This is a genomic window from Bacillus sp. BC08 (assembly GCF_054326875.1).
Genome location: NZ_JBTGPA010000037.1, coordinates 130,295 through 152,578, shown reverse-complemented (window position 1 = coordinate 152,578; position 22,284 = coordinate 130,295). Strand labels below are relative to the sequence as shown.

Sequence of the window (22,284 nt, the reverse complement as noted above, 5' to 3'; positions counted from 1 at the left end):
CAGCTGCTCATGAAAAATAAATTATTATTATTGTCGGGAACAGGAATTTCTCGTTTAGGTGATTTTATGTATCTCATCGCCCTAAACGTAATGGTGTTAAATAGCACAAACTCCCCTGCTGCTGTAGCAGGATTATGGATTGTAGGTCCAATTGCGACCGTTTTTACAAAAATATGGTCTGGCAGTATGGTGGATCGATTAAACAAACGATCCATTATGCTCATCACAGATATAATTCGAGCAGCTCTCATTGGCTGTATTCCACTATTTGATTCTATTTGGGCCATTTATATTTTTATCTTTTTGACTCGTATTGCCACATCCTTTTTCGATCCAGCTTCATTTTCTTATAGAACAATGCTCATACGAGCTGAAGAACGCGCTCAATTCAACGCTTGGAATAACTTTTGTACAAGCGGGGCTTTTATTATCGGTCCAGCCCTTGCTGGAATACTTCTCACCACGTACTCAGCATCCTTTGTAATTTACTGCAACTCACTTTCCTTTCTACTTTCTACTATTCTCATTTATTTCTTACCAAACATTACACTACAAACAAAGCAAAACGAAGAAGTTGCAAATACTTTCGTACAAACATTACGAAGTGATTGGAAACAAGTTTTTTCATTCGCTCGAACTGAAACTTACATCATTCTCATATTCGTTTTATTTCAAGCTACTATGCTTGTTTCTATGGCACTCGATTCACAAGAAGTTGTATTCACAAAACAAGTACTGTTTTTATCCGACATGGAATATAGCATGCTTGTTAGTATAACTGGTGCTGCATATATTTTCGGTTCATTTCTTGTTTCTCTCTTTGCTAAACGATTACCGATTCAATATTGTATCGGATTCGGTACTATATTCACAGCAATAGGTTATGTAATTTTCTCCTTTTCAAATTCATTTATAGTCGCGGCAGGCGGTTTCATTTTACTGGGCATTTCTTCATCATTCGCTGGTACTGGCTTTATCACATTTTATCAAAATAACATCCCGGTTCATATGATAGGACGGATTGATAGCGTATTTGATTCCGTAAAAAATTTCATCCAAATCTTTTTCATTTTAGCAATTGGGGCATCCGCACAATTTCTTTCTATTCAAATTACTGTAATCAGTAGCTCGTTACTCATTCTTTTCCTTTCCTGTTTATTAGCACGCCGAGTAATGACCCCTTCACGTGAAAAATATTTTAAAGCTACAGGATCGTCATTGGAATATTAAATGCAACATAAAAAGCGGCTATTTAGCCGCCTTTTTTCCCGTATTAAAGGACAGTAAGCCCCCACTGATTAAAGTTTCACTTTATGTTAAAATATGTATTGGATTTGATTATGTAGGAGGGCTATTTTGGAGATTATATTCATTTTCATATGTATTATATTAGTAGCTTCTATTTTACAAACGAGTACCGGTTTTGGCTTTTCTATTATGGCAACACCTTTCTTACTCATGTTATTTCTACCACAAGAAGCTATACAAATAAATATCATTTTATCATTAATTATTTCCATATCACTTATTTGGAAAATAAGAATGGACATTGATTTTATTCTACTGAAAAGATTAATTTTCGGTAGTATAGTTGGTGTACCTTTTGGTATTTTAATTTTCACCTCTATTAACATCAACACTTTTAAATTAGCAATTAGCGTCCTGCTCTTACTATTAACGTTGATGCTAATATGCAACTTTAAGATTCAATCAACAAAATCTAGAGATTTCATAGTTGGCGGATTATCTGGTCTTTTAACGACAAGTATCGGTATACCAGGACCACCTCTGTTGCTTTACTTTACAGGAACTGATACGAAAAAAGAGAAATTGAGAGCAACCACTTTAGCTTTTTATCTATTTATATATTTCATTAGTCTACTAACTCAAATACTCTTTACTGGCACAAACAAAACAATTTGGGAATCAAGTTTTTATGCTATTCCAATCGTATTTCTAGGTTTGTATATAGGTCAAATTATTTTCAAATGGCTTAATCAACGGATTTTCAAAATATTTACGTATATCCTTTTGAGTTGTACGGGTATGTATCTTCTTATTGAGAGTTTACATTTGTTATAGTAAGCTTTTCAAGATAATAGATGCTTTAGATTGTACAAAAACATATAGACTTAAACGATAAAAAGCGGCTATTATACCGCTTTTTATTTTCAATCCTCGATTCCCCTTTAGCAGCTCCCCTATACTTATTCGAAGACAATCCTATTTCTCCTCCAAAAAAGGCAGACCTGCATGTAGGTCTGCCTCTTTACTCATTTCTTATTAAATCCTTTTTCACTTAAAAAGTCTTTCATATGCATTCTTTTCTCTTTAGACATAAACGAACTCATTGATTCTGTCCACGTTACATTTTTATTGTTTGATGATCTTTCTTTGTAATACGAGCTCATCGTTTCATCATATTCGTTTAATAATTCATCATATTTCTTTTCATCATATCCATTTTCATGAAGGATTGCTGCTACTGGTAAACGTGGTTTCACTCCATGATTTTCATCTGGTACACCGACTGTCATTCCGAATACAGGATATACTTTATCCGGTAAATGAAGCAATTCACTCACTTCTCTCGGATTATTACGAATACCACCAATATAACAAATACCGTATCCTAACGATTCTGCCGCTAACGCTAAGTTTTGTGCGAAAAGTGAAGCATCTACCGTCGCAACGATAAAGTCTTCTACTCCTTCATGTTTTATCTCTGTACTATGCTGTTCACACGCTATTTCAAGGCGTTTTAAATCCGCACAACAAACAAAGAATGCTGCGCAGTCTTTCACGTGACGATTTCCGGATAACTCTGCTAGTTTAGCCTTTAGGTCTTGATCTGTTACATATATAACAGAATACGCCTGTACAAAATGTGAGGAAGCGGCATGCTGCGCAGCTTGCACCATTCTTTCCACTACATCTTTCGGAATTGATTCTTCTTTATATTTACGAACTGAAACGTGTTGCTCCATTTTATGTATAATCTCATTCATGAAAAACACTCCTTTTTTCTCTTCATAATGAAAAATTAACACATCTTTTTCAATATTCACAACTTATAAGCACAAAAAGAGCAATTCTTTTTGAATTGCTCTTTTTAACATATATATTATTACGGTAAATGAAATTATATCGACTTAACGACAAACTCACATCAAATTATGCCTTATCTTATTACGCTGTTTTCAAAACTTTAATACCTTTTACGATATTCCAAATGAAGTAATAAATCCCTACAAGAATGAATACTGCATATGTGATCATGATCCCAATTCCAGCACCATCAGATTGATTGAAGCTTAAACCATATATGCCCGATACTGCTAATCCACCAACTAAAATCGCATACGGGAAAATATGTGACCAAAATGCTTTTTTCGCGTGATATTTCACTTCATCCTCCGCGACGAAGTACACGATAATTGGCAGTAAAAATGGTGCAAAAAAGATACTAAAGTAACATAGGGAAGATAATATATTATTTCCTTTCATCCGATTCACCTCTAAATATTTTTTGTTATCTTCATTATGTCAGGAATCCATTCCAGAAACTATCGCTTTACCTTTCATAAACATGACATCTTTGTAAGATTTTTATCAAAAATAATCCCGCCTAGATTTCCAGGCGGGATTACTTTTCTCTATATTCGATTCATAAACCAATATTGCGTAATAGCTAAATACTCTCGTATATTCGATGGAATGACAATTCGCTTCGGTGTTTCGGCCGGAAGACCTTCTAATTGTAATCCTTGTTTTGCTGCTATTTTTTTCGCTCTAAACATATGGAAATCGTTTGTTACGATCATTCCTTTTTCCATATTGCCCGGAATTAACGGTTTTGAGAATGTAATATTCTCATCTGTACTTGTTGACTTATCTTCCATAATAATGCGGTCTTCTGCAATTTTTAGTTTCATTAATCCATTTTTCATTGCTAATGCTTCTGAAATATCTTCGCCTTTTCCTTTCCCTCCAGACACAATCGCAATTGTTTTTTCATGTGATTGTAAATACTCAGCTGCTTTATCAATACGATATTGCAATGAGTACGACGGTTTCGTTCCGTTTACTTTCGAGCCTAATACAATTATATAATCCGCATCGTAGGTAGCATTCATTTGCCCATGCTTATAAATATTATATTGTAAAAATCCCGCATAAACGGCACAAACCATTATAATTCCTATTATATACTTAATTATTTTCTTCTTTCTCATATCCATATACCCCTATGTTCTTTTCTTCTTTCATGATAATATCCATTTATTTGTTTGTATACAGACAAATTCCAATTCACCCTAATTTATCCTCCGGAAAGTAATATTTATATTTTCTTTCGGGAACAGTAAGTACAACTTTGCACGAAGGAGTGTCTCTATTGCTTCTCTTTTTATGTAACGTATCGTTCTTTTTTATCTTATTTTTACTATCACTTAAGATGCTCGGTAAATCTGCTTTAGCACAACTAACTCCTCATGATTTTGGTGCTATTATCTTTTTATCTTATTTAGCTTTTCAGGCCATACCAGTCTCTGGTGCTTTGCAAGCTTTTCTCGGTATGGTCGTTATTACATGTTTGCATTTACTTCTTACAAAATTAAGTTTACTAAACAAACTAAATCGTTTTATTCTTGGACACCCTATCATTTTAATTAAACATGGTGATATTATTTTTGAGAACTTACAAAAAAGTAGATATCCAATTGCTGAACTACTGTCTAACCTTCGCGTCGCAGGATACCCAAGTGTTCATGAAATTGAATATGCTATTTTAGAAGCAAACGGAGCCATTAGTATTTTACCAAAGCGTGAGCTTGTACCATTAACTCCAAAAGATTTGAACATAGATGTTACGTATGCCGGATTACCCATTGCCCTTATCGTTGATTCGCAAATTCAATACGATAACTTAAAGTTAATTCATAAGGACGAAAAATGGTTATATAAAGAATTAAAAGAAAAAGGCATCACTAATATTAAAAGCGTTGCTTTCGCATCTGTTCAAGAAACAGATGGATCTTTTGCGATTAGTTTAAAAGAATAAAAAAATCCCCTCACTTGCTCAAGGGGATTTTCTTCATTATATCGCTTCTTTCTCTCCCGCCATATTTAATGGAACAGGATGTTTCATACGATTCATCGTAAATACGATAATCGCTGTCAATACTTCAGCTACTGGCATAACGAGCCAAATTCCATTTATCCCAAATAATTTTGGCATAATCCATAATAATGGAATAATAAATAGTAACCCTCGACTCATTATAATCAGCACTGATTTTGTCGTTTGTCGCACTGATTGGAAGTACTCTCCATACACAATGTTATAACCTAAAAATACATATTGGATAAAGAACAAGCTAATACCCGTTAATGTTAACTCCAACAGCTCGGGGGATTGGACATCAAATAAACCAATAATATATTTCCCGAAGAATAATCCGACAATTATTGCAATACCACCGAGTACTACCGCAATTTTTACAGCGAACTTTAATCCTTCGCGCAATCTCTCTGATAAATTTGCGCCGTAATGGAAACTAGCGATCGGTTGTAATGCTGCTCCAACACCGAAGAATAATAGTAATGTCATCGCATGAATACTATTCACCATCGCATAAGAAGCGACTCCTACTTCTCCCGCATATTGAACGAATGCAATGTTAAAACCGATTGTTACAATTGCAACTGTACTTTCTGCTGTAAAGCTCGGGAAACCGATTATCATAATTTGTTTAACTGTATCCCATTCAAAATGGAATTTCGTCCACTTTAAAATACTACTTTTTCTAAAGAAGTGCGTTAATAAGACAAGGAAGCCAATTGCTGCTGAAAGAATAGTCGCTGAAGCAGCACCTGTTACACCCCATCCAAAGATAAAAATAAAGATATAGTCAAACACTATATTTAATACAGCCGTTACAACTAGACCTGCCATTGCTAAATTAGGATTTCCATCATTTCGTATAAATGTACTTAAAATATTTTCTAAAACGTATATCATTCCAAATGTTAATAACACATGTAAATAGTCTAACGCATACGGTAAAATCACTTCATTTGCACCGAATAAGTACGCTATATCTTCTATTCTCCATACGCAAATTGCTGCTAAAACACCTACGATAATTACTGCTACCGTCATAGATTGCGTAAAAATAGACCTTGCTCTTTCTACTTTATTTTCACCTAGTGCAATGGAGTATAACGTTGCCCCACCCATTCCAATCCATAATGAAATAGAGAAGAAAATTGAAAAGGCTGGAATAGCCACGTTTACTCCTGCTAAACCGTTTGCTCCAACTCCCCTACTAATCATAACCGCATCAATCACAATATTAACTGACATTAACACCATTCCAAGAACGGCTGGTATTAAATATGAAATAAATAAACTTTTTATCGGTTTTTCTCTTAACTTTTCTGTTGTTTCCATCATATAAATGCTCCTTTTTTCAATGCTCTGTTCACAGTTTAAACCTTAAAGTTACTTGAAGGTCAATAGAGAATTTGAAAAATAGGTAACTTAATTATTCTGTTTGACGTCAATTTGTAATGATACGAGTTCTACATCTTATTGCTTTGTTTTTTCATGATAGGAATTTGAATTTCAGTTACTTGCTCCTCTGGATTTTCTGTTACAGACCAATCAATTAATGCAATCTCAATCGCATCTCCACTTACTTCGTATCCTTCTTGATCAATATATTTCATTAATTTCTTATATGTTTCATCCGTTTCTTCATATGGGCCGTGATGGTATACACAAGCGAACATACCTTCTTTAATTTCATCTGAGCTATGTACTTGAAAAGGCATGTAATCTAAAAGAATGAAAACACTACTATATGCTTGAAACTCATTTTGCATTAATCCTTTTTTCACAACTGTTACACCGATATCTCCAGAAAATAAGCTATCATCCATTTGTCTCATATTTTTTTGCAGCGAATGAATATAGTACTCAAACATATCATCCGTCGTATTCGGGGCAACCGCGATGGCTGTAATTTTCCTCTGCGGGATCTCTTTAATTACCATTTGTTCAGCTTTTGCTTTTGTTGCTTCCTTAATTAAATGAATTCTATGCTCCATTTTCGCCAAAGCATACTCAATTTCTCTTTGTTTTTTCAACATCATTTCTTGTTGTTTTTCCAGTAAATTGAGTGCATATGCTGGATTTCTTTCATCAATATATTTCTTAATTTCCTTTAATGGAATATTTAATTGGCGTAAAAACTTAATCGTATCTAATAGTGAAAATTGATCGATTGTGTAATAACGATAATTCGTTTGCGGATCTACAGTAGACGGATGAAAAATACCTTTTTCATCATAATAACGTAATGTAGATTCTGCTATATTATGCATTTTTGCCATTTCTCCAATTGTAAAGCGTTTATTTAATAACATATGTCCTTCTCCAATTCATAAAAAATGTCACCTTGTTTCTTCTTATTATATAGTGATTTCCTCCATACCTAAATCGAATCCTATCATGAAAATCTGCTATTTTTTCATTGATTTTTCATACATTTTATTATATATTAATTACAGGTTCAAATTACAAGTTCAAAAGAACTCGTAATCAGATCCTTTGTTTAATGGGTTTTACATATTTTCATTAGGCAAATTCCGAGAAATCGTATGATAAAAATAAAAATGATGAGGAGAGGATCCGATGGAATTCGAATTTTTCTTTCAAATTGCACTTATTTTATTAAGTACAAAGCTTGCTGGTGATCTTAGTGTTAGACTAGGTCAACCTTCTGTACTCGGTAAATTAATTGTCGGTATCGTTATCGGTCCAGCTGTATTAGGTTGGATTGAAAATTCAGAACTTCTAACACAATTAAGTAATGTCGGTGTTATTCTTTTAATGTTTATGGCAGGACTTGAAACAGACTTAGAGGAATTAAACGCAAATCGTAATTCTTCTTTAGCCGTTGCACTCGGAGGTATCATTCTTCCATTCGTAGGTGGTTACGTTGCAGGTCTTGTTATGGGAATGGAACAAGGAAATGCAGTATTTTTAGGATTACTTCTATGTGCGACAAGTGTTAGTATTTCCGTACAAACACTTCGCGATTTAGGAAAGATGAAAACACGTGAGAGTACAACTATGCTGGGCGCAGCTGTATTTGATGACATTCTTGTCGTTATTTTATTAGCATTTGCAATGAGCTTCTTAGGTACAGACGATGTTAACTTAACAATGGTTATCTTAAAGAAAGTTGTATTCTTCGCTTCTATTATTTTAATCGGATGGAAAGGTGTTCCTGCGATTATGCGCTGGTTATCACCACTTCGCGTATCTGAGTCTATCGTGAGCGCGGCGCTTATCATCTGTTTCTCATTTGCATATTTCGGTGAGTTATTAGGAATTGCTGGTATTATCGGTGCTTTCGCAGCTGGTATCGCTATTTCTCAAACGAACTACAAACATGAAGTAGAAAAGAAAGTAGAACCAATCGCTTACGCTATGTTCGTTCCAGTGTTCTTCGTAAGTATCGGTATGAATATTACATTTGACGGTATTGGTAATCAAATTTGGTTCATCCTAGCATTAACAGTAATCGCTGTATTAACGAAACTAATTGGTTGTGGATTCGGTGCACGAATGACTGGATTTGACGCTAAGTCTTCTGCCATTATTGGTGCCGGAATGGTTTCTCGTGGTGAAGTTGCACTTATCATCGCAGGAACAGGACTTTCTTCAGGCCTATTAGCACAAGATTACTTTACAGCAATCGTTATTGTCGTTATTTTAACTACAATGATTACACCACCAATGTTAAAATACACTTTTGGTGCAAAAGATAAAGCAATGAAAGCAAGTAAATAAATTTTATATATAAAAAAAGAGATTGCTATCTTATAAGATAGCAATCTCTTTTTTATTTTATCTTTACACAATCCCGTTCTTTTTTAACCATTTTTCAAAAAAATTCGGGCTTCTTCATCATCCATATCATTACGAAATGAATACACCAAAATGCCGTAATCATCTATATATTCACCTAGTTTCATTTTCTCCACTTTCTTATAAAAATCGCTTGCCTCATAGTGCGGAATATATGCATCCCAAACTGGTTCATTTATTCTTTTGTACGCCGTCACTTCTAAATCATATCCATCTTCATAATATCCGATGTGATAATGTTGACTAGGATCATATTTCTTCATAATAAATTCCCCTCCCTTTGAAAATGTATTATATTTCACATAATAAACAAAAGCGAGCTGTATATTACAGCTCGCTCGATTCATTAAATACGTTCCATCGCTGTCTTCAACGTTCCAACAACAAAGGCAATTTCTTCACCTGAAATAACAAGTGGTGGCGCTAATGTTAGGACGTTATTATATCCTGCTGTTGTCATGCCGTTTCGTCCTATAATTAACCCTTTTTCTTTACAAGCATTTACAACACTTGCAATTTTGTCGTTATCAATTGGCTCTTTCGTTTCTTTATCATTTACTAGTTCGATTCCAACTAGTAGACCTTTCCCTCTAATATTCCCAATAAGTGGATGCTCTCCAATTTCTTCTTTTAATTGTTCTAATAAAAGCGAACCCATTTGTGCAGATCGCTCAATTAAATTTTCATTTTCCATAATCTCTAAGTTTTTAAGTGCTAATGCACAAGCTGCAGGATTTCCACCAAATGTATTAATATGACGGAAGAATTCATATTCTCCCTTCCCTTTAAATGCTTCATATATTTCTTTTTTCACAGCTGTCGCTGATAATGGTAAATATGCGCTCGTAATCCCTTTTGCCATCGTAATAATATCTGGCTTCACATCATAATTCATAAATCCAAATGCTTTCCCTGTACGTCCGAAACCGCAAATCACTTCATCGCTAATGAGCAATGCACCGTGTTTTTGACACGTCTCATGAACAGCTTTCATATAGTCTTGTGGCGGCATTAATATGCCTCCGCCCGTAATAATTGGTTCCATAATAAAAGCTGCAATCGTTTCACTTAACTCCCATGTCATAACGCGATCTACTTCTTTTACACATTCTACATCATAAATGTTCTCTGCTTCTATTCCAGGCATACGATAACAATCTGGCGGCGTTACATGTAAAAATCCTGAAGCAAATGGCTCATATTGATATCTACGCTGCGCTTGTCCCGTCGCTGCCATCGTAGCCATTGTATTTCCATGATACCCGCGGTAACGTGACATAAATTTATAACGATGCGGTTCACCTTTTTGCGCATAGTATTGCCTCGCTATTTTAAAAGCTGCTTCGTTCGCTTCCGAACCACTATTAGAGAAGAAAATAACATACTCTCCTCCAAGCCACTCATTTAATTTTTCAGCAAGCTTTATAGCTGGTTCATGCGATTGTGACATCGGAAAGTATGATAATGTTTGTAATTGCTTATATGCCGCCTCTGCGAGCTCTTTTCTGCCATATCCACTATTCACACACCAAAGACCACTCATACCATCTAAATATCTTTTCCCTTCTATATCTTCAACCCAGCACCCTTCTGCTTTTGCCCCTACCATTGTACTATTTGGACTAAAGGGACGCATTCCGTGCCAAACATATTGCTCATCTTTTGCTAACAATTCATCAGTCTGTTTCGTTTTCATCATTTCTTCCACCTTCCATAACAACTTATTTTTCACAAAAGCTGCGCTGGTGCCATGATGATTTAAATTTCTCCCTACTTATTTTCATTCCACAAAATTAAGACAAAATCCTACTTACACTACAGTAATATTTACAAGAAAAAAGAGCTTTTCTTATATATCGAAAAGCCCTTCTCTTTTTAATGGGAAGATGCATCACTAATACCATGACCAGTATTAGATTTCACAAGAATCTCATCAAATTTCGCTTCATCTTCTTTCTTACTAGATAACACGGTTCCTAAATATGCAGCAAGGAATCCAAGCGGAATGGAAATAATTCCAGGTGTCGTATATGGGAAAATCGCTTCCCCAACAAATATAGCTTTTCCAGCTACAGGGTTCCAAACATTTGGACTTAACGCTACGAGAACTATTGCTGATACAAGACCAACAATCATACCAGAGATAGCACCTGTTGTATTGAAGCGCTTCCAATAAATTGTGAATAATATAACTGGTAGATTTGCACTCGCTGCAACTGCAAATGCTAATGAAACTAAAAATGCTACGTTCAATGTTTGGGCAAATAACGCTAGTATAATGGATAATACCGCTACTCCAATAGACGCATAGCGAGCCATTGACACTTGCTCTTTTTCCGTTGATTTCCCCTTGCGAATAATTTCATTATAAAAATCATGTGCAAATGCTGATGCTGCTGTTAATACAAGTCCCGCCACTACAGCTAAAATCGTTGCAAAGGCAATTGCTGATACGAAAGCAAATAAGAAATCTCCGCCTAACGCTTTCGCTAATAAAGGTGCTGCCATATTACCAGCAGGATTCGCTTTAATAATCGCCTCATTCCCTACAAATGCCGCTGCCCCAAACCCTAAGAAAATTGTCATAATATAAAATGCGCCAATTAACCACGTAGCGTATACAACAGATTGACGTGCTGTTTTTGCATCACGTACTGTAAAAAAGCGAACAAGAATATGTGGTAATCCAGCAGTACCAAGGACTAGTCCTAAATTTAAAGACAGTGTATCAAGACCATCTTTATACTTTACTCCTGGATTTAAAAATGAATCTTTTAATGGTGTAGCTGTTTTCATTTGAGCGAACATTTCAGTCACACTAAAATTAAATTTTGAGAAAACGATAACAGAAATAATAAATGTACCAGCCATAAGTAATACAGCCTTAACAATTTGTACCCAGCTCGTCGCAGTCATTCCGCCAAAAATAACGTACACCGTCATTAATGTACCAACGATTAAAACGGATGTCGTATATTCGATCCCTAATAATAATTTAATAAGTGCACCCGCCCCAACTAGTTGTGCAATCATATAAAAAATTGAAATCGTCATCGTATTAAGCGCTGCAACGCCGCGAACTTTTTTCGCATCAAAACGCGCCGCAATCATATCTGCTAACGTGTACTTCCCTAAATTACGAAGTGGCTCTGCAACTAAGTATAATACAACTAAGTAAGCAACTAAGAAACCGATACTATAAAAGAACCCATCAAAACCAGTTAACGCGATCGCTCCAGCTATACCAAGAAAAGACGCAGCAGACATATAATCTCCCGCAATAGCCAGACCATTTTGCCAACCAGTTAATCCCCCTCCAGCTGTATAAAACTCGCTCGCATTTTTTGTTTTCTTCGATGCAAAATAAGTTATGACGAGCGTACCAAGAACGATGATTAAAAATAGTGCAAATGCAGTTGTATTCAAAGTCAGCCCCTCCCTTTTTGCATATCTTGCAGAATGTTTTGAGAGATTTTATCAAAGGATTCTGCTTTTTTGCTATACATCATACATAATGACCACGTCATGATAAATTGTGCAAATGCAAACACCCATGCCCACGTAACATCCCCAAATGCTGGTGTATTGAGCACCTTTGAATACGATGTTAAAATAGGTAATGCAATAAAAAAGCTTAAAAAGAAAATACTCATCGGAACGATAAACTTCTTTTTCGTATTTAATAGCAATTGAAATTCTTCTGACTGAACAACCTCTGTATAATTGACCTTATTTTGTAACTTACGTGCTGACGTATCATCTCGTTTCATTCTCCAATCCCCTCTCTTACTAGAAATACAATTCCCCCTTGCATAGCTAAAGACTAAATTTTATAAATATTCAGAAACTTATTTTCATTTTAGACAATCCATACATTCCTGCAAAGATTTTTCGATAGACATTTTTCGGCATTTTCCCCTAAGTTTTTAATATACTTTTTCAACATAAAATTTACGTACTGCAATCTCATACTAGTCAAGATGTGATGCTCATTAAAATCAAATAAAAAAGTAGTGCTTATCGCACTACTTCTGTCTTTTTCTCTTTTTCTAAATTACGAGCTGTTTCGCTTAATTCAACGTCTTTCCCATCTTTAAGCGTTCCAAATAGGAAATCAAATACTGGATTTGAAACACCAAACCAAAACTTTTCATTTTTATAATGGTGTAATATGTGCTGTTTTTTAAGCCAGCGCCCAAACTTTGTGAACGGACGAATTGGCTTATGTGCAATATAATGTTTCCATTCATAAACGAGAAGCATAATAATCATTCCGATTCCAAATGAAAGTGTAATAGTAACACTTTTTGTTATAGCGTATGATATAAGTAAATATATAGTAAAGCTAGGTATACTAAACCATACAGGCAAGAATAATAGTTTTAAATCATCTGGATATACGTGATGATCATAATGTAATCTTCTTAACATTTTTAATAAAAATACGTTTTTTGGTGGCTTTAAGTGAAATAAAAATCGATGTGTCATATATTCGTTAAGCGTATAAAAAACAATTCCAAACAAACACGCCAACATACCGATCCATGTGAAAAATTGCATTTTTAAAATAATGATGAAAATAAATAAAATACTATACATAATAACGATATCATGTTGTAAAAAGAACTCTTTCCCCACTCTCTTCATCTTCCTTCCCCCTTTTCCAAAAAAACAGCCGCAACATATCGTTACGACTATTTCTTTTATTTTTTATTTTATTCTATTCACTTTACAAATTTGCCTGCTGCTCTATTGTCGAGAAAAAATTGTTCGATCCAAATATATTTTGCTTTGGAATAATATGTTCCACCGCAAACACTGTTACTTCTCCTCTTTGCACCTCTCCAATAATGAGCCCAAATACTTCATGATTTACCGCAAACGTTGGTTGCTTTGTTTGTAGTAATCTTGCTGCAGTATGAAATACCGCTTCATATAGTGGATTCCTATCAGTGATTTCTTTTCGGATTTTTGGTGCTAACGTAATAATAATTTCTTTTCCGTCAATAGTGGTTCGATACATAAAAATCTCCCCTTCAATCTTATGTGAACAACTGTAAAGCTTTGTATGCAAAATGGATAGAATATCCTACTAAAATAATACCTGCTCCGGCTGTTATATAGCCAAGTGCTTTTTGCTTTAATAAAGTTCTGCCAAAATGGACAGAAAAAGCAATATTTAAATTCCATAAAATAATACCAACGATAATACAAAGACTGTACAAAAAGGCTTCTTGTTTCGTTACTTTCGTAAGCAATGAGCTAAGTGTACTTCCGTATATACCAAACCAAAAAACAAGATTTAATGGATTGGATATCGCAATTAAAAAACCTGCTATAAACGATTGTTTAAGGCCACCTACCTCTTCCTTTTTATATTCCATATTCGTGTGGGAAATTCCTTGTTTTACACTTTGAAACCCTAAATAAAATAATAAGAAAAACCCTGTGCAATACATAAAAGCTTGTACATATGTATACATAAACACAGAAGATAAACCGAAGTAGATGAGAAGCATAAACAAAATATCCGCAGTCATTCCACCAATTCCAACAACCCACGCATGCCAAAAACCTCGTTCAATTCCTCGTTTTAACATTTCAATATTAATCGGACCTACCGGCGCAGCTAATGAAATACCTAATACAATTTGTTGTATAATCGCTCCAAACATCGCTCTATCCTTTCTACTTCCTTTACTATTAAGTAATGATGTAATGATTAAAAATAGACTAGCTTTCATCAAAATATTTACTACTAAAATACCCTTTTTTATCCAAAATATACAAAAGAGCCATCTGGATGATGGCTCTTACTTTTCCAACTTATGAAGAAAAGGACATTTTCCTTTTATCGGCTCTACATCGTCTCCTATGAAATATTGTTTCCATTCCCGATGATTTGGATCACCATAATGACTAATATTAGGATGCTTCGGCAGCTGATCCCACTTTTCAACTCGATCTCGGACCGTTTGTCTTGAATATGCCCCTTTAGGACGATCCCCTTCTAATCCATCAAAGATGGTGCGTGGTTGAAACCCAATAACGAGAGAATTTCCTAAATGCCTCGTTTTTCGTTGTTTATAAGCTGGCGCATTTCCAAATGCGAATATCGGTTCACCACCAAATGAAAATTCCCATAAGTAATGGTCTGGATCTTCAGGAATTTGCTTCGGCCATGTTTGATCATCGTTTCCATGTAAATATTGTAGTATTTTCCAAAAGTAATCACGATAATATTCCAGTGATTGTTCCCCACATTCCGGTTCCACAAAAAGAAAAAATCCTCTTCTTACAATTGGGCGCTCTTTCATTAACTCTAAAAAGGATAACATTGTATGTGGCAAATGACTCCAATCATTATGAGAGAGAAATGAATAACGAAGTTCATTCTTTTTCAAAGCTGTTAAGCCGAAATAGCACGGAAAAGTTGGTTCTAGCACGACACTCGAAAAATTTTGAAATTCTTTTGTAACCCAATTTGGTATGTCAGTTCTCGTTCTCATTCCTTCATTATCTAATAAATAAGACTCATTCATTCTTTCTTTCACCTCATTATGTATAGCATTCAATTAAGAATATTACATACTCGGCCTGTCCTATACCTATTTAAAAATCTGGCTGAAAAATTATTTAAAAATACAAAAAAATAAAATCGCTTACTTGACTAAATTCTACCAATTCGTGTATATTTAAATTAATCATTTAGCAGAATATTCAAGATTATAGCATTTTTATTTTATATTATCTTTCAAATGAATTTCACTAAATGAAAAAAGCAAATGTTTTTAGGAGGAATTGTAACATGCAAGGAAAAGTAAAATGGTTTAACAACGAAAAAGGTTTTGGATTTATCGAAATGGAAGGCGCTGACGATGTATTCGTACATTTCTCTGCTATTCAAGGTGACGGCTACAAAGCTTTAGAAGAAGGTCAAGAAGTATCTTTCGATATCACTGAAGGCAACCGCGGACCTCAAGCTGCTAACGTAGTAAAACTTTAATCCAACATATAACAGGAGGTTACCTTATTTGGTAACCTCCTTTGTTATTCCTTTGTATATTTCCGTTTTACAGAGCAAAAACTATGTGAAATGCGCAATATATAAAGGAGGAATTATCAATGGGATCAGAAGTAAATGATTTTGAAGAAGTGAAATTCCGTGTAGAAACAGCACAAAAAATGGTAGGGTCAGCGACAATTTCAATGGATCCAGATACATTAGAGCATGCGACTACTGCTGTAGAAGCCGCTCGCTCTCAGCTTGAAATTATGAAATCTGTTGCGACAGATTTAGATGAGCCATTTTTAATGAATGAGGAAAAGAAATTAAGTAAATGCGAGCATCAATTAAATGAAGCAAGACACTAAAAAACATCCAGAGAATTTTCTCTGGATGTTTTTTCATGATAACTGTTCTCCATACTTTTTCAATGTTTCTCCAACTGTACATTGCCTAATACAAAAGGAATGAGCATAATACTTACTATTTGTCTTTCGATTATGTTCTCTCAAGAAACACCCTTCACAATACGTTTCTAATAAGTCATTTACCTCTGTAATGAGTTGCTTTTTATCCACCTTTGCACCTCTCTATTCGGTTATTTCTTTATGACTATCAATGACTGTTCCTTCTAATGCTTGCGTAGCTAATTGATGCGCTTCTTTATTTTGTTTTCTAGATATCGGCTCACATACAAGTTTTAATTTCATTTGCTTCGCTTTTTGTTCAATTTGATCTAAGTAATGATTTAAATGCTCATCATAACATGGCCATTCTCCAGCCAATTGCTGCAGTACAACTTGAGAATCACCGCGAAGCGTAACTGCTTCATACTTAATCCCTAATTCCTCGAGTATATTCATTCCGTATAATAATGATGCATATTCCGCTTCATTATTATCATATATACCTTCTATATATGCATTACGGCGAATTCGGTATTTTGTATTTCCTTTTTTATAGTATACACATATACCTACTCCAGCTTCTTTCGTCTGAACATCATACCCCCCATCAAAATAAACAAGTATTTCTTGGGGCTCTTCCTCCACTTGTTTACTCAGCTTTTTCATTTCCTTTAATGACCATTCTGCATCCATTTCATCATAAAATGATAGTTCTTTCACTCTTCCTGTTTTCTCGAAATCATCTGCAAATTGTAGTACATCTTCTATGTTCATATAATCTGTCGTTAATTCCGTCTGCAAACCGCGCTTTGTTTTATACAACCAATGAATTTTATATTTCATACTAGATTCCCCTTATATAAGACTTCTTATATGTAGCCAGCTAATGAAAGCCTCACTTTATTTTATTATATTGTATCAAGAGTCACAGCATTATATTCAATGTGATTACATACAAAAAGAGCTATCCCTATAGGAATAGCTCTTTCATCTATTACATAAATCTTTCAAATTGTACTCGTTTATTAATCCAGTACATTACAGGCATACCAATTGCCATGACAACAAATTCACCGATTGCACATGTTAACCAAGTCAACATAAATGGTAAATCAAATGCAAGATGAAGCTCAATTGCAATCATAAACATTGTAATTGTAAAAATAACTGTATTAAAAATCATACGAGCCCAAACACCTTTAATAAATCGCATAGAAATAATCGTTGCAACTAATGCAAGAATAGATTGCCCTACTCCAAATACTAAATCGTAAGCGATCATTGGTGAGAAAAAGAGATTTGTTAAAAATACACCTAATACAATTCCGTAAATTGCTTTCTTATTAAATACAACAAGATGATTAAACATCTCTGAAATACGAAACTGTACATTCGTAAAGCCAAATGGCTGAATAAGCATAGAAACAGCAATATATAATGCCGCTAAAATACCATTACCGACTAATGTTCTAATATTCATGACAAAATCTCCTTAGTTTTTTTACGTGGGATGGTCTCGAACCACGTTATTCGTTTTTTAAGCAACAAGATTATATTCTACGCAATACACACTCTTTCGTCAATAGATTCCTATCATTAACTACCTTTTTTCTTTTAGACAACGTATAATAAAACATATGAAAGTTTTAGGAGGTTTCACTTCATGACAGCAACAATTCAAAATAAAAAAGTGATCGTTTCCATTTCTGACAAAGGTGCAGAATTACAAAGCGTTCGCTTAAAAGAAGATAACACTGAATATTTATGGCAAGGCGATTCTACTTATTGGGGGCGCCGCGCACCAATTTTATTCCCGATTGTCGGCCGATTAGTAGATAATACATACTACGTAGATGGTGAACCATATTCTTTAACACAACACGGCTTTGCTCGTGACCTTACATTCTCTGTAAAAGAACAAAGTGAAACGAAAATCACTTATATTGTTACTAGTAATGAAGAAACATTAAAAAAATACCCATACGAATTCGAATTACTCGTTTCTTATGAGCTAGACGGACAAATCGTCCATGTAACATATGAAGTAAATAACCCTGCTTCAAAAGAGATGTTCTTCTCAATCGGAGCACATCCTGGGTTCAACTTCCCCTTATTAGAGGGCGAAGCATTTACAGATTATCATTTATCATTTAATGGTTCTGAACGCTTAGAAACAAGCGTATTAGAAGGACCTTACCTTTCAAGCAAAACGCAATTAATCGCTGAAAATACGAATGAATTACCACTTACATACGATTTATTCAAAAATGATGCACTTATTTTTGAAAATATGAATACGGATGAAATCTCTATTCGTTCTCATAAACATAATAAATTTGTAAAAGTAGAATTTGACGGGTTCCCATTTGTCGGCGTATGGACACCAGGGGAAAACGCACCTTTCTTATGTATTGAACCTTGGTACGGGATTGCTGATGAAGTAAATCCAGCAAAAGATTTCAAGGAAAAAAAAGGAATTCAATCTTTACAAGCGAATGAAACATTTACATGTCGTTATAGTATTACAATCGGCTAAGTTACTCTATCCCCTACTTAAAAGGAAACATATAAGTAGGGGATCATCTTATCATTTGGAGGTTTCTCATTTTGATTGAAGTATATATTGATGGTGCATCAAAAGGAAATCCTGGTCCTTCTGGTGCAGGCGTATTTATTAAAGGGGTGCAACCAGCTGTACAATTATCATTGCCCCTTGGGACAATGTCCAATCATGAAGCAGAATACCACGCTTTACTTGCTGCATTAAAATATTGCACGGAGCATAATTATAACATTGTCTCTTTTCGTACAGATTCGCAACTTGTCGAGCGAGCTGTCGAAAAAGAATACGCAAAAAATAAAATGTTCGCACCACTATTAGAGGAAGCACTGCAGTACATAAAAAGTTTCGATCTCTTTTTTATTAAGTGGATTCCAAGTAGCCAAAATAAAGTAGCTGATGAATTAGCTAGAAAAGCTATCTTACAAAATTAACGGGGGTATGGGTGTGAAAAAAGATTGGATTGCTCCTCTTGCTTTATTATTTGTCTCTTTTATTTGGGGAGCTACGTTTGTTGTCGTTCAAAATGCTATGTCTTTCGTGGGTCCATTTACCTTTAATGGTATTCGCTTTTTATTTGCTGGAATTATTTTATTATTCGTTCAAATGATTTTTGCAAAAAAAACTACAAAACAAGATATAAAACAGAGTAGCCTCGCTGGATTAATCGTTGGATTCTTCTTATGTGTTGGCTATGTTTTACAAACATTTGGCTTACTTTATACAACTTCTTCAAAAGCAGGTTTCTTAACAGGACTTAGTATCGTTATGGTACCCATTTTGTCTTTTATCTTTTTAAAACAAAAAGCTACTATTTTTATCGTAATGGGCATTGCTGTAGCAACAGCAGGTTTATACTTATTAACAGCTGGTGATTCTTTTCAATTAAACATTGGAGATATACTCGTTCTCGGTTGTGCAGTTGCTTTCGCTGCTCATATTCTTGTTAACGGCTTCTTCTCTAAAAAAATATCACCTTTATTATTAAGCACGTCGCAAGTATTAGCTGTCGGCATGTTTTCTTCTATTTGCGCCTTTTTGTTTGAAGATTGGGAAAAATTATTTTCAATAGCACTATGGACGAATTCTTCCTTTTTATTCGCCCTATTTTTAACTTCTCTATTCGCAACATCCATTGCTTTTTTCATTCAAACATCAGCGCAAAAACATACGTCTCCAACGAGAGTAGCAATCATTTTCGCAATGGAGCCCGTTTTTGCTGCCTTAACAGGCGTTCTCGTTGCAAACGAACAACTTTCTGTTTCTGCTATTATCGGATGCCTATGTATTTTCCTAGGCATGGTTTTTGTTGAACTACCTTCCAAAACAAAAAAAGAAGCGCAGGCTGCATGAAGTTACGCTTGTAACTTCCGCATAAAAGCCTTAGCGCTTTTTTTATCTGTAATTTCTTCTTCTTTCAATCGTTCTAATAACGCAACAAAATAACTCCCATCAAACTGTAATTGATGTTTAATTGTCGCTTCTATTGCTGCGTTCACAATTCCATCAGATGCACCAGTATATCCTTGTCCGAACATAATAAATCCTTGTGCTTCTTCTGATAATTTAAATCCTTTCGTATGTAAGAATGAAAGATAATCTTCTACTGTCTGCATGTTATTCCCACCTACTCAAAAATTCTCCATCTCCTATCATACATGTTTTTACACGCTATGAGAATGAAATTTCTTTGACAACTTTGTAAATCTATCGTCTACTGCATAGACAATAGAGGATTTCCTTGCAATATGAATGAATATGTATAGTGGAACTTATTTCATATTAAAGGGGAGACACGATGAAACAAGCACTATTAATTATCGATGCGCAGCAAGAATTAATGGATGGGAATGAACAAGAAAAAGAAGTTTTTCGTAAAAAAGGGTTATTATCTACACTAAATACAGCCGTACAAAAAGCGATAGATTCAAATGCCCTTATTGTTTTCGTAAGAGATATCGATGTTGCTTCTGGCAGCGGAGAAGGATTTGAAGTACATAATCAAATTAAAGTACCTCAGTCTGCAATCCTTATTAATAAAGCAGCAACAAACGCATTCTATGGCACTTCTTTACTCGAACTTTTAAAAGAAGAAAAAATTAACCATATCGTTATCGGTGGATGTAAAACAGAACATTGTATCGATACCGCTGTTAGAACAGCTACTGTACAAGGATTTGACGTTACATTAATTAAAGACGGTCATTCCACAACTGATTCTAACGTATTATCTGCAGAGCAAATTATTGCTCATCATAATAAAATTCTACATGGACATTATAACGTGGATCATTTTTCAATGGTTAGAGGTGTCGAGGAAGACCTTTTTCAACCTATTCATGATCAATATCGCGATTAAGTTGGCTATAAAAAAGAATCCTTCATTCAGAAGGGTTCTTTTTTATCCAAAAATTTGTGCTGCAATACTATACAGTTCATTATTCCTTTTTAATAATTTATCGCTATTTCTCATCATAATTGGTGGTGTATGAACCTTTTGAAAACCAGTAACCTCTAATTCTTTCATAAAACCTTTCTTTCCTTCTGGTACATCAATTCTTAATTTACCATGATGCTCTCTTGCTAAATCATGTACAATCCTCATTGCCATCGCATCGTTTCTTGCAACGACTGGTCCTATTATTTTATTTTCTGATGTTTGTATACTTAAACCGTAACCTAATACATTTTGTTTGTTGTCCTTTACAACGATGCACTGTTCACTTTGTATAATTCTTTTCGTTAAAAATGCTTTTCTATTTGTTCCAAACGCATGTTCATCTAATTTTATTATTTCTTCTAAATCACACTCTTCATACTTCACCATATAATCTTCATTTCCTACACAATAATCATTCACATTGTACGAGTTACATATGTATTTAGAAACATAGCTTACTGCCCTAAATCCTAGTTTTTCATATAACGACTTTCCTTCATCCGTAGCAATAAGCATAATGGGAGTTTGAACCGATACGCTCTTCATGCATGCATTCGTTATCGTCTTTCCAATCCCTCTCCCCTTATAATCTGGATGTACAATGACCATTCCGATAGACGCTAATTTCTCCCCATATAATATAATTGCCGCGCTAGCAATAAGTTCCTTTCTCTTATTCCACACACCGTATATAATACCTGAATCAAAAATAGTCTCAATTTCTTCTTTATTATAATCCCACCCAATATTAGAAGATAATGCTACAATATCACCTATTTGTTCTTCCCTAAGACGCTCCACCTTAATTTCCAATTCAAGCATACTCCATCCCCTTATCTAGACATTTAAATCATTATTACCAAATCAACTTGTACATGTTTCCCTTTATTTGTCACACACATATCCTATTTTGACCAAGACTATATTGGA

General features: G+C 34.6%; 28 protein-coding genes and 1 riboswitch. Of the genes, 10 read left to right on the top strand and 18 right to left on the bottom strand.

The genetic code is table 11. From position 1 onward, the window contains the following. The first annotated feature begins 9 nt into the window (after positions 1 to 9). Together ACXVYO_RS24420 and ACXVYO_RS24415 are read left to right on the top strand one after the other, a co-directional pair. A complete protein-coding gene (locus tag ACXVYO_RS24420) occupies positions 10 to 1,230 on the top strand; it encodes an MFS transporter (RefSeq protein WP_458468714.1) in 1,221 nt (406 codons plus the stop codon). A gap of 126 nt (positions 1,231 to 1,356) precedes the next feature. Then, positions 1,357 to 2,082 (top strand): sulfite exporter TauE/SafE family protein, encoded by a 726-nt coding sequence (locus tag ACXVYO_RS24415; RefSeq protein WP_458468713.1) that lies wholly within the window; start codon positions 1,357 to 1,359, stop codon positions 2,080 to 2,082. Positions 2,083 to 2,273: 191 nt separating this feature from the next. Here the strand turns inward: ACXVYO_RS24415 and nfsA are convergent, their stop codons facing one another. The 3 genes from nfsA to ACXVYO_RS24400 form a co-directional block, all read right to left on the bottom strand. Continuing rightward, positions 2,274 to 3,008 (bottom strand): oxygen-insensitive NADPH nitroreductase, encoded by a 735-nt coding sequence (gene nfsA / locus ACXVYO_RS24410; protein WP_458468712.1) that lies wholly within the window; start codon positions 3,006 to 3,008, stop codon positions 2,274 to 2,276. A gap of 181 nt (positions 3,009 to 3,189) precedes the next feature. Next, a complete protein-coding gene (locus ACXVYO_RS24405; protein ID WP_098520752.1) occupies positions 3,190 to 3,507 on the bottom strand; it encodes a DUF4870 domain-containing protein in 318 nt (105 codons plus the stop codon). 149 nt (positions 3,508 to 3,656) lie between these two features. Continuing rightward, positions 3,657 to 4,235 (bottom strand): YdcF family protein, encoded by a 579-nt coding sequence (locus ACXVYO_RS24400; protein ID WP_458468711.1) that lies wholly within the window; start codon positions 4,233 to 4,235, stop codon positions 3,657 to 3,659. A gap of 161 nt (positions 4,236 to 4,396) precedes the next feature. On the opposite strand from ACXVYO_RS24400, the gene ACXVYO_RS24395 reads away from it, so the two are divergent. After that, positions 4,397 to 5,062 carry a DUF421 domain-containing protein gene (locus ACXVYO_RS24395; RefSeq protein ID WP_000923941.1) on the top strand — a complete coding sequence of 222 codons (666 nt, stop codon included), beginning with the start codon at positions 4,397 to 4,399 and terminating at the stop codon, positions 5,060 to 5,062. 36 nt (positions 5,063 to 5,098) lie between these two features. Here ACXVYO_RS24395 and ACXVYO_RS24390 read toward each other — a convergent pair whose 3' ends face one another. Both ACXVYO_RS24390 and ACXVYO_RS24385 read right to left on the bottom strand, forming a co-directional pair. Beyond that, positions 5,099 to 6,454, bottom strand: a complete 1,356-nt coding sequence (locus ACXVYO_RS24390; RefSeq protein WP_458469143.1) for an MATE family efflux transporter — start codon at positions 6,452 to 6,454, stop codon at positions 5,099 to 5,101. A 131-nt stretch (positions 6,455 to 6,585) separates the two neighbouring features. Continuing rightward, positions 6,586 to 7,431, bottom strand: coding sequence for a MerR family transcriptional regulator (locus ACXVYO_RS24385; RefSeq protein WP_458468710.1), 846 nt, complete (start codon positions 7,429 to 7,431; stop codon positions 6,586 to 6,588). 268 nt (positions 7,432 to 7,699) lie between these two features. On the opposite strand from ACXVYO_RS24385, the gene ACXVYO_RS24380 reads away from it, so the two are divergent. Further along, on the top strand, positions 7,700 to 8,863 hold the full coding sequence (locus ACXVYO_RS24380; RefSeq protein ID WP_458468709.1) for a cation:proton antiporter: 1,164 nt from the start codon (positions 7,700 to 7,702) through the stop codon (positions 8,861 to 8,863). Between the two features lie 83 nt (positions 8,864 to 8,946). On the opposite strand, the gene ACXVYO_RS24375 is transcribed toward ACXVYO_RS24380, so the two are convergent. The 8 genes from ACXVYO_RS24375 to ACXVYO_RS24340 form a co-directional block, all read right to left on the bottom strand. Further along, the gene (locus ACXVYO_RS24375; protein WP_458468708.1) at positions 8,947 to 9,204 is read right to left on the bottom strand and encodes a DUF3986 family protein; all 258 of its coding nucleotides are present in this window, start codon (positions 9,202 to 9,204) and stop codon (positions 8,947 to 8,949) included. Positions 9,205 to 9,287: 83 nt separating this feature from the next. Next, the gene (locus ACXVYO_RS24370; protein ID WP_458468707.1) at positions 9,288 to 10,637 is read right to left on the bottom strand and encodes an aminotransferase; all 1,350 of its coding nucleotides are present in this window, start codon (positions 10,635 to 10,637) and stop codon (positions 9,288 to 9,290) included. A gap of 179 nt (positions 10,638 to 10,816) precedes the next feature. After that, on the bottom strand, positions 10,817 to 12,367 hold the full coding sequence (locus ACXVYO_RS24365; RefSeq protein ID WP_458468706.1) for a solute symporter family protein: 1,551 nt from the start codon (positions 12,365 to 12,367) through the stop codon (positions 10,817 to 10,819). A gap of 2 nt (positions 12,368 to 12,369) precedes the next feature. Continuing rightward, positions 12,370 to 12,711, bottom strand: a complete 342-nt coding sequence (locus ACXVYO_RS24360; protein ID WP_458468705.1) for a DUF485 domain-containing protein — start codon at positions 12,709 to 12,711, stop codon at positions 12,370 to 12,372. 247 nt (positions 12,712 to 12,958) lie between these two features. Next, the gene (locus ACXVYO_RS24355; RefSeq protein WP_458468704.1) at positions 12,959 to 13,588 is read right to left on the bottom strand and encodes a sterol desaturase family protein; all 630 of its coding nucleotides are present in this window, start codon (positions 13,586 to 13,588) and stop codon (positions 12,959 to 12,961) included. Between the two features lie 82 nt (positions 13,589 to 13,670). Beyond that, a complete protein-coding gene (locus ACXVYO_RS24350; RefSeq protein WP_144610696.1) occupies positions 13,671 to 13,964 on the bottom strand; it encodes a cytoplasmic protein in 294 nt (97 codons plus the stop codon). 19 nt (positions 13,965 to 13,983) lie between these two features. Then, positions 13,984 to 14,616 carry a LysE family transporter gene (locus tag ACXVYO_RS24345; protein WP_458469141.1) on the bottom strand — a complete coding sequence of 211 codons (633 nt, stop codon included), beginning with the start codon at positions 14,614 to 14,616 and terminating at the stop codon, positions 13,984 to 13,986. A 138-nt stretch (positions 14,617 to 14,754) separates the two neighbouring features. Beyond that, positions 14,755 to 15,483 (bottom strand): YqcI/YcgG family protein, encoded by a 729-nt coding sequence (locus ACXVYO_RS24340; protein ID WP_458468703.1) that lies wholly within the window; start codon positions 15,481 to 15,483, stop codon positions 14,755 to 14,757. Between the two features lie 266 nt (positions 15,484 to 15,749). Between ACXVYO_RS24340 and cspB the strand changes: the two genes are divergently transcribed. Together cspB and ACXVYO_RS24330 are read left to right on the top strand one after the other, a co-directional pair. Next, positions 15,750 to 15,947: a cold shock-like protein CspB gene (gene cspB, locus ACXVYO_RS24335; RefSeq protein WP_001161731.1), complete on the top strand. Its 198-nt coding sequence runs from the start codon at positions 15,750 to 15,752 to the stop codon at positions 15,945 to 15,947. 119 nt (positions 15,948 to 16,066) lie between these two features. Continuing rightward, on the top strand, positions 16,067 to 16,315 hold the full coding sequence (locus ACXVYO_RS24330; RefSeq protein ID WP_000534395.1) for a DUF2564 family protein: 249 nt from the start codon (positions 16,067 to 16,069) through the stop codon (positions 16,313 to 16,315). Between the two features lie 33 nt (positions 16,316 to 16,348). On the opposite strand, the gene ACXVYO_RS24325 is transcribed toward ACXVYO_RS24330, so the two are convergent. The 3 genes from ACXVYO_RS24325 to ACXVYO_RS24315 form a co-directional block, all read right to left on the bottom strand. Continuing rightward, positions 16,349 to 16,525, bottom strand: coding sequence for a zinc-finger domain-containing protein (locus ACXVYO_RS24325; protein WP_000358801.1), 177 nt, complete (start codon positions 16,523 to 16,525; stop codon positions 16,349 to 16,351). Between the two features lie 12 nt (positions 16,526 to 16,537). After that, complete coding sequence (locus ACXVYO_RS24320; protein WP_144610692.1) at positions 16,538 to 17,197, bottom strand: ribonuclease H family protein; 660 nt, start codon at positions 17,195 to 17,197, stop codon at positions 16,538 to 16,540. A 151-nt stretch (positions 17,198 to 17,348) separates the two neighbouring features. Next, on the bottom strand, positions 17,349 to 17,834 hold the full coding sequence (locus ACXVYO_RS24315; RefSeq protein ID WP_001026467.1) for a QueT transporter family protein: 486 nt from the start codon (positions 17,832 to 17,834) through the stop codon (positions 17,349 to 17,351). A 6-nt stretch (positions 17,835 to 17,840) separates the two neighbouring features. After that, positions 17,841 to 17,885, bottom strand: a riboswitch (PreQ1 riboswitch). A gap of 132 nt (positions 17,886 to 18,017) precedes the next feature. Between ACXVYO_RS24315 and ACXVYO_RS24310 the strand changes: the two genes are divergently transcribed. From ACXVYO_RS24310 to ACXVYO_RS24300, 3 genes are all read left to right on the top strand, one after another. Further along, entirely contained in the window at positions 18,018 to 18,890 is an 873-nt protein-coding gene (locus tag ACXVYO_RS24310) for an aldose 1-epimerase family protein (protein WP_458468702.1), read from the top strand. Between the two features lie 71 nt (positions 18,891 to 18,961). Further along, complete coding sequence (locus tag ACXVYO_RS24305) at positions 18,962 to 19,348, top strand: reverse transcriptase-like protein (protein ID WP_000573873.1); 387 nt, start codon at positions 18,962 to 18,964, stop codon at positions 19,346 to 19,348. Positions 19,349 to 19,361: 13 nt separating this feature from the next. Continuing rightward, positions 19,362 to 20,267, top strand: a complete 906-nt coding sequence (locus ACXVYO_RS24300) for a DMT family transporter (RefSeq protein ID WP_242250778.1) — start codon at positions 19,362 to 19,364, stop codon at positions 20,265 to 20,267. Between the two features lie 2 nt (positions 20,268 to 20,269). On the opposite strand, the gene ACXVYO_RS24295 is transcribed toward ACXVYO_RS24300, so the two are convergent. Further along, positions 20,270 to 20,530, bottom strand: coding sequence for a DUF6123 family protein (locus ACXVYO_RS24295; protein WP_001195212.1), 261 nt, complete (start codon positions 20,528 to 20,530; stop codon positions 20,270 to 20,272). 182 nt (positions 20,531 to 20,712) lie between these two features. Between ACXVYO_RS24295 and ACXVYO_RS24290 the strand changes: the two genes are divergently transcribed. Continuing rightward, complete coding sequence (locus ACXVYO_RS24290; RefSeq protein ID WP_458468701.1) at positions 20,713 to 21,273, top strand: cysteine hydrolase family protein; 561 nt, start codon at positions 20,713 to 20,715, stop codon at positions 21,271 to 21,273. A 42-nt stretch (positions 21,274 to 21,315) separates the two neighbouring features. Here the strand turns inward: ACXVYO_RS24290 and ACXVYO_RS24285 are convergent, their stop codons facing one another. After that, positions 21,316 to 22,176 carry a GNAT family N-acetyltransferase gene (locus ACXVYO_RS24285; RefSeq protein ID WP_458468700.1) on the bottom strand — a complete coding sequence of 287 codons (861 nt, stop codon included), beginning with the start codon at positions 22,174 to 22,176 and terminating at the stop codon, positions 21,316 to 21,318. Positions 22,177 to 22,284 lie beyond the last annotated feature (108 nt).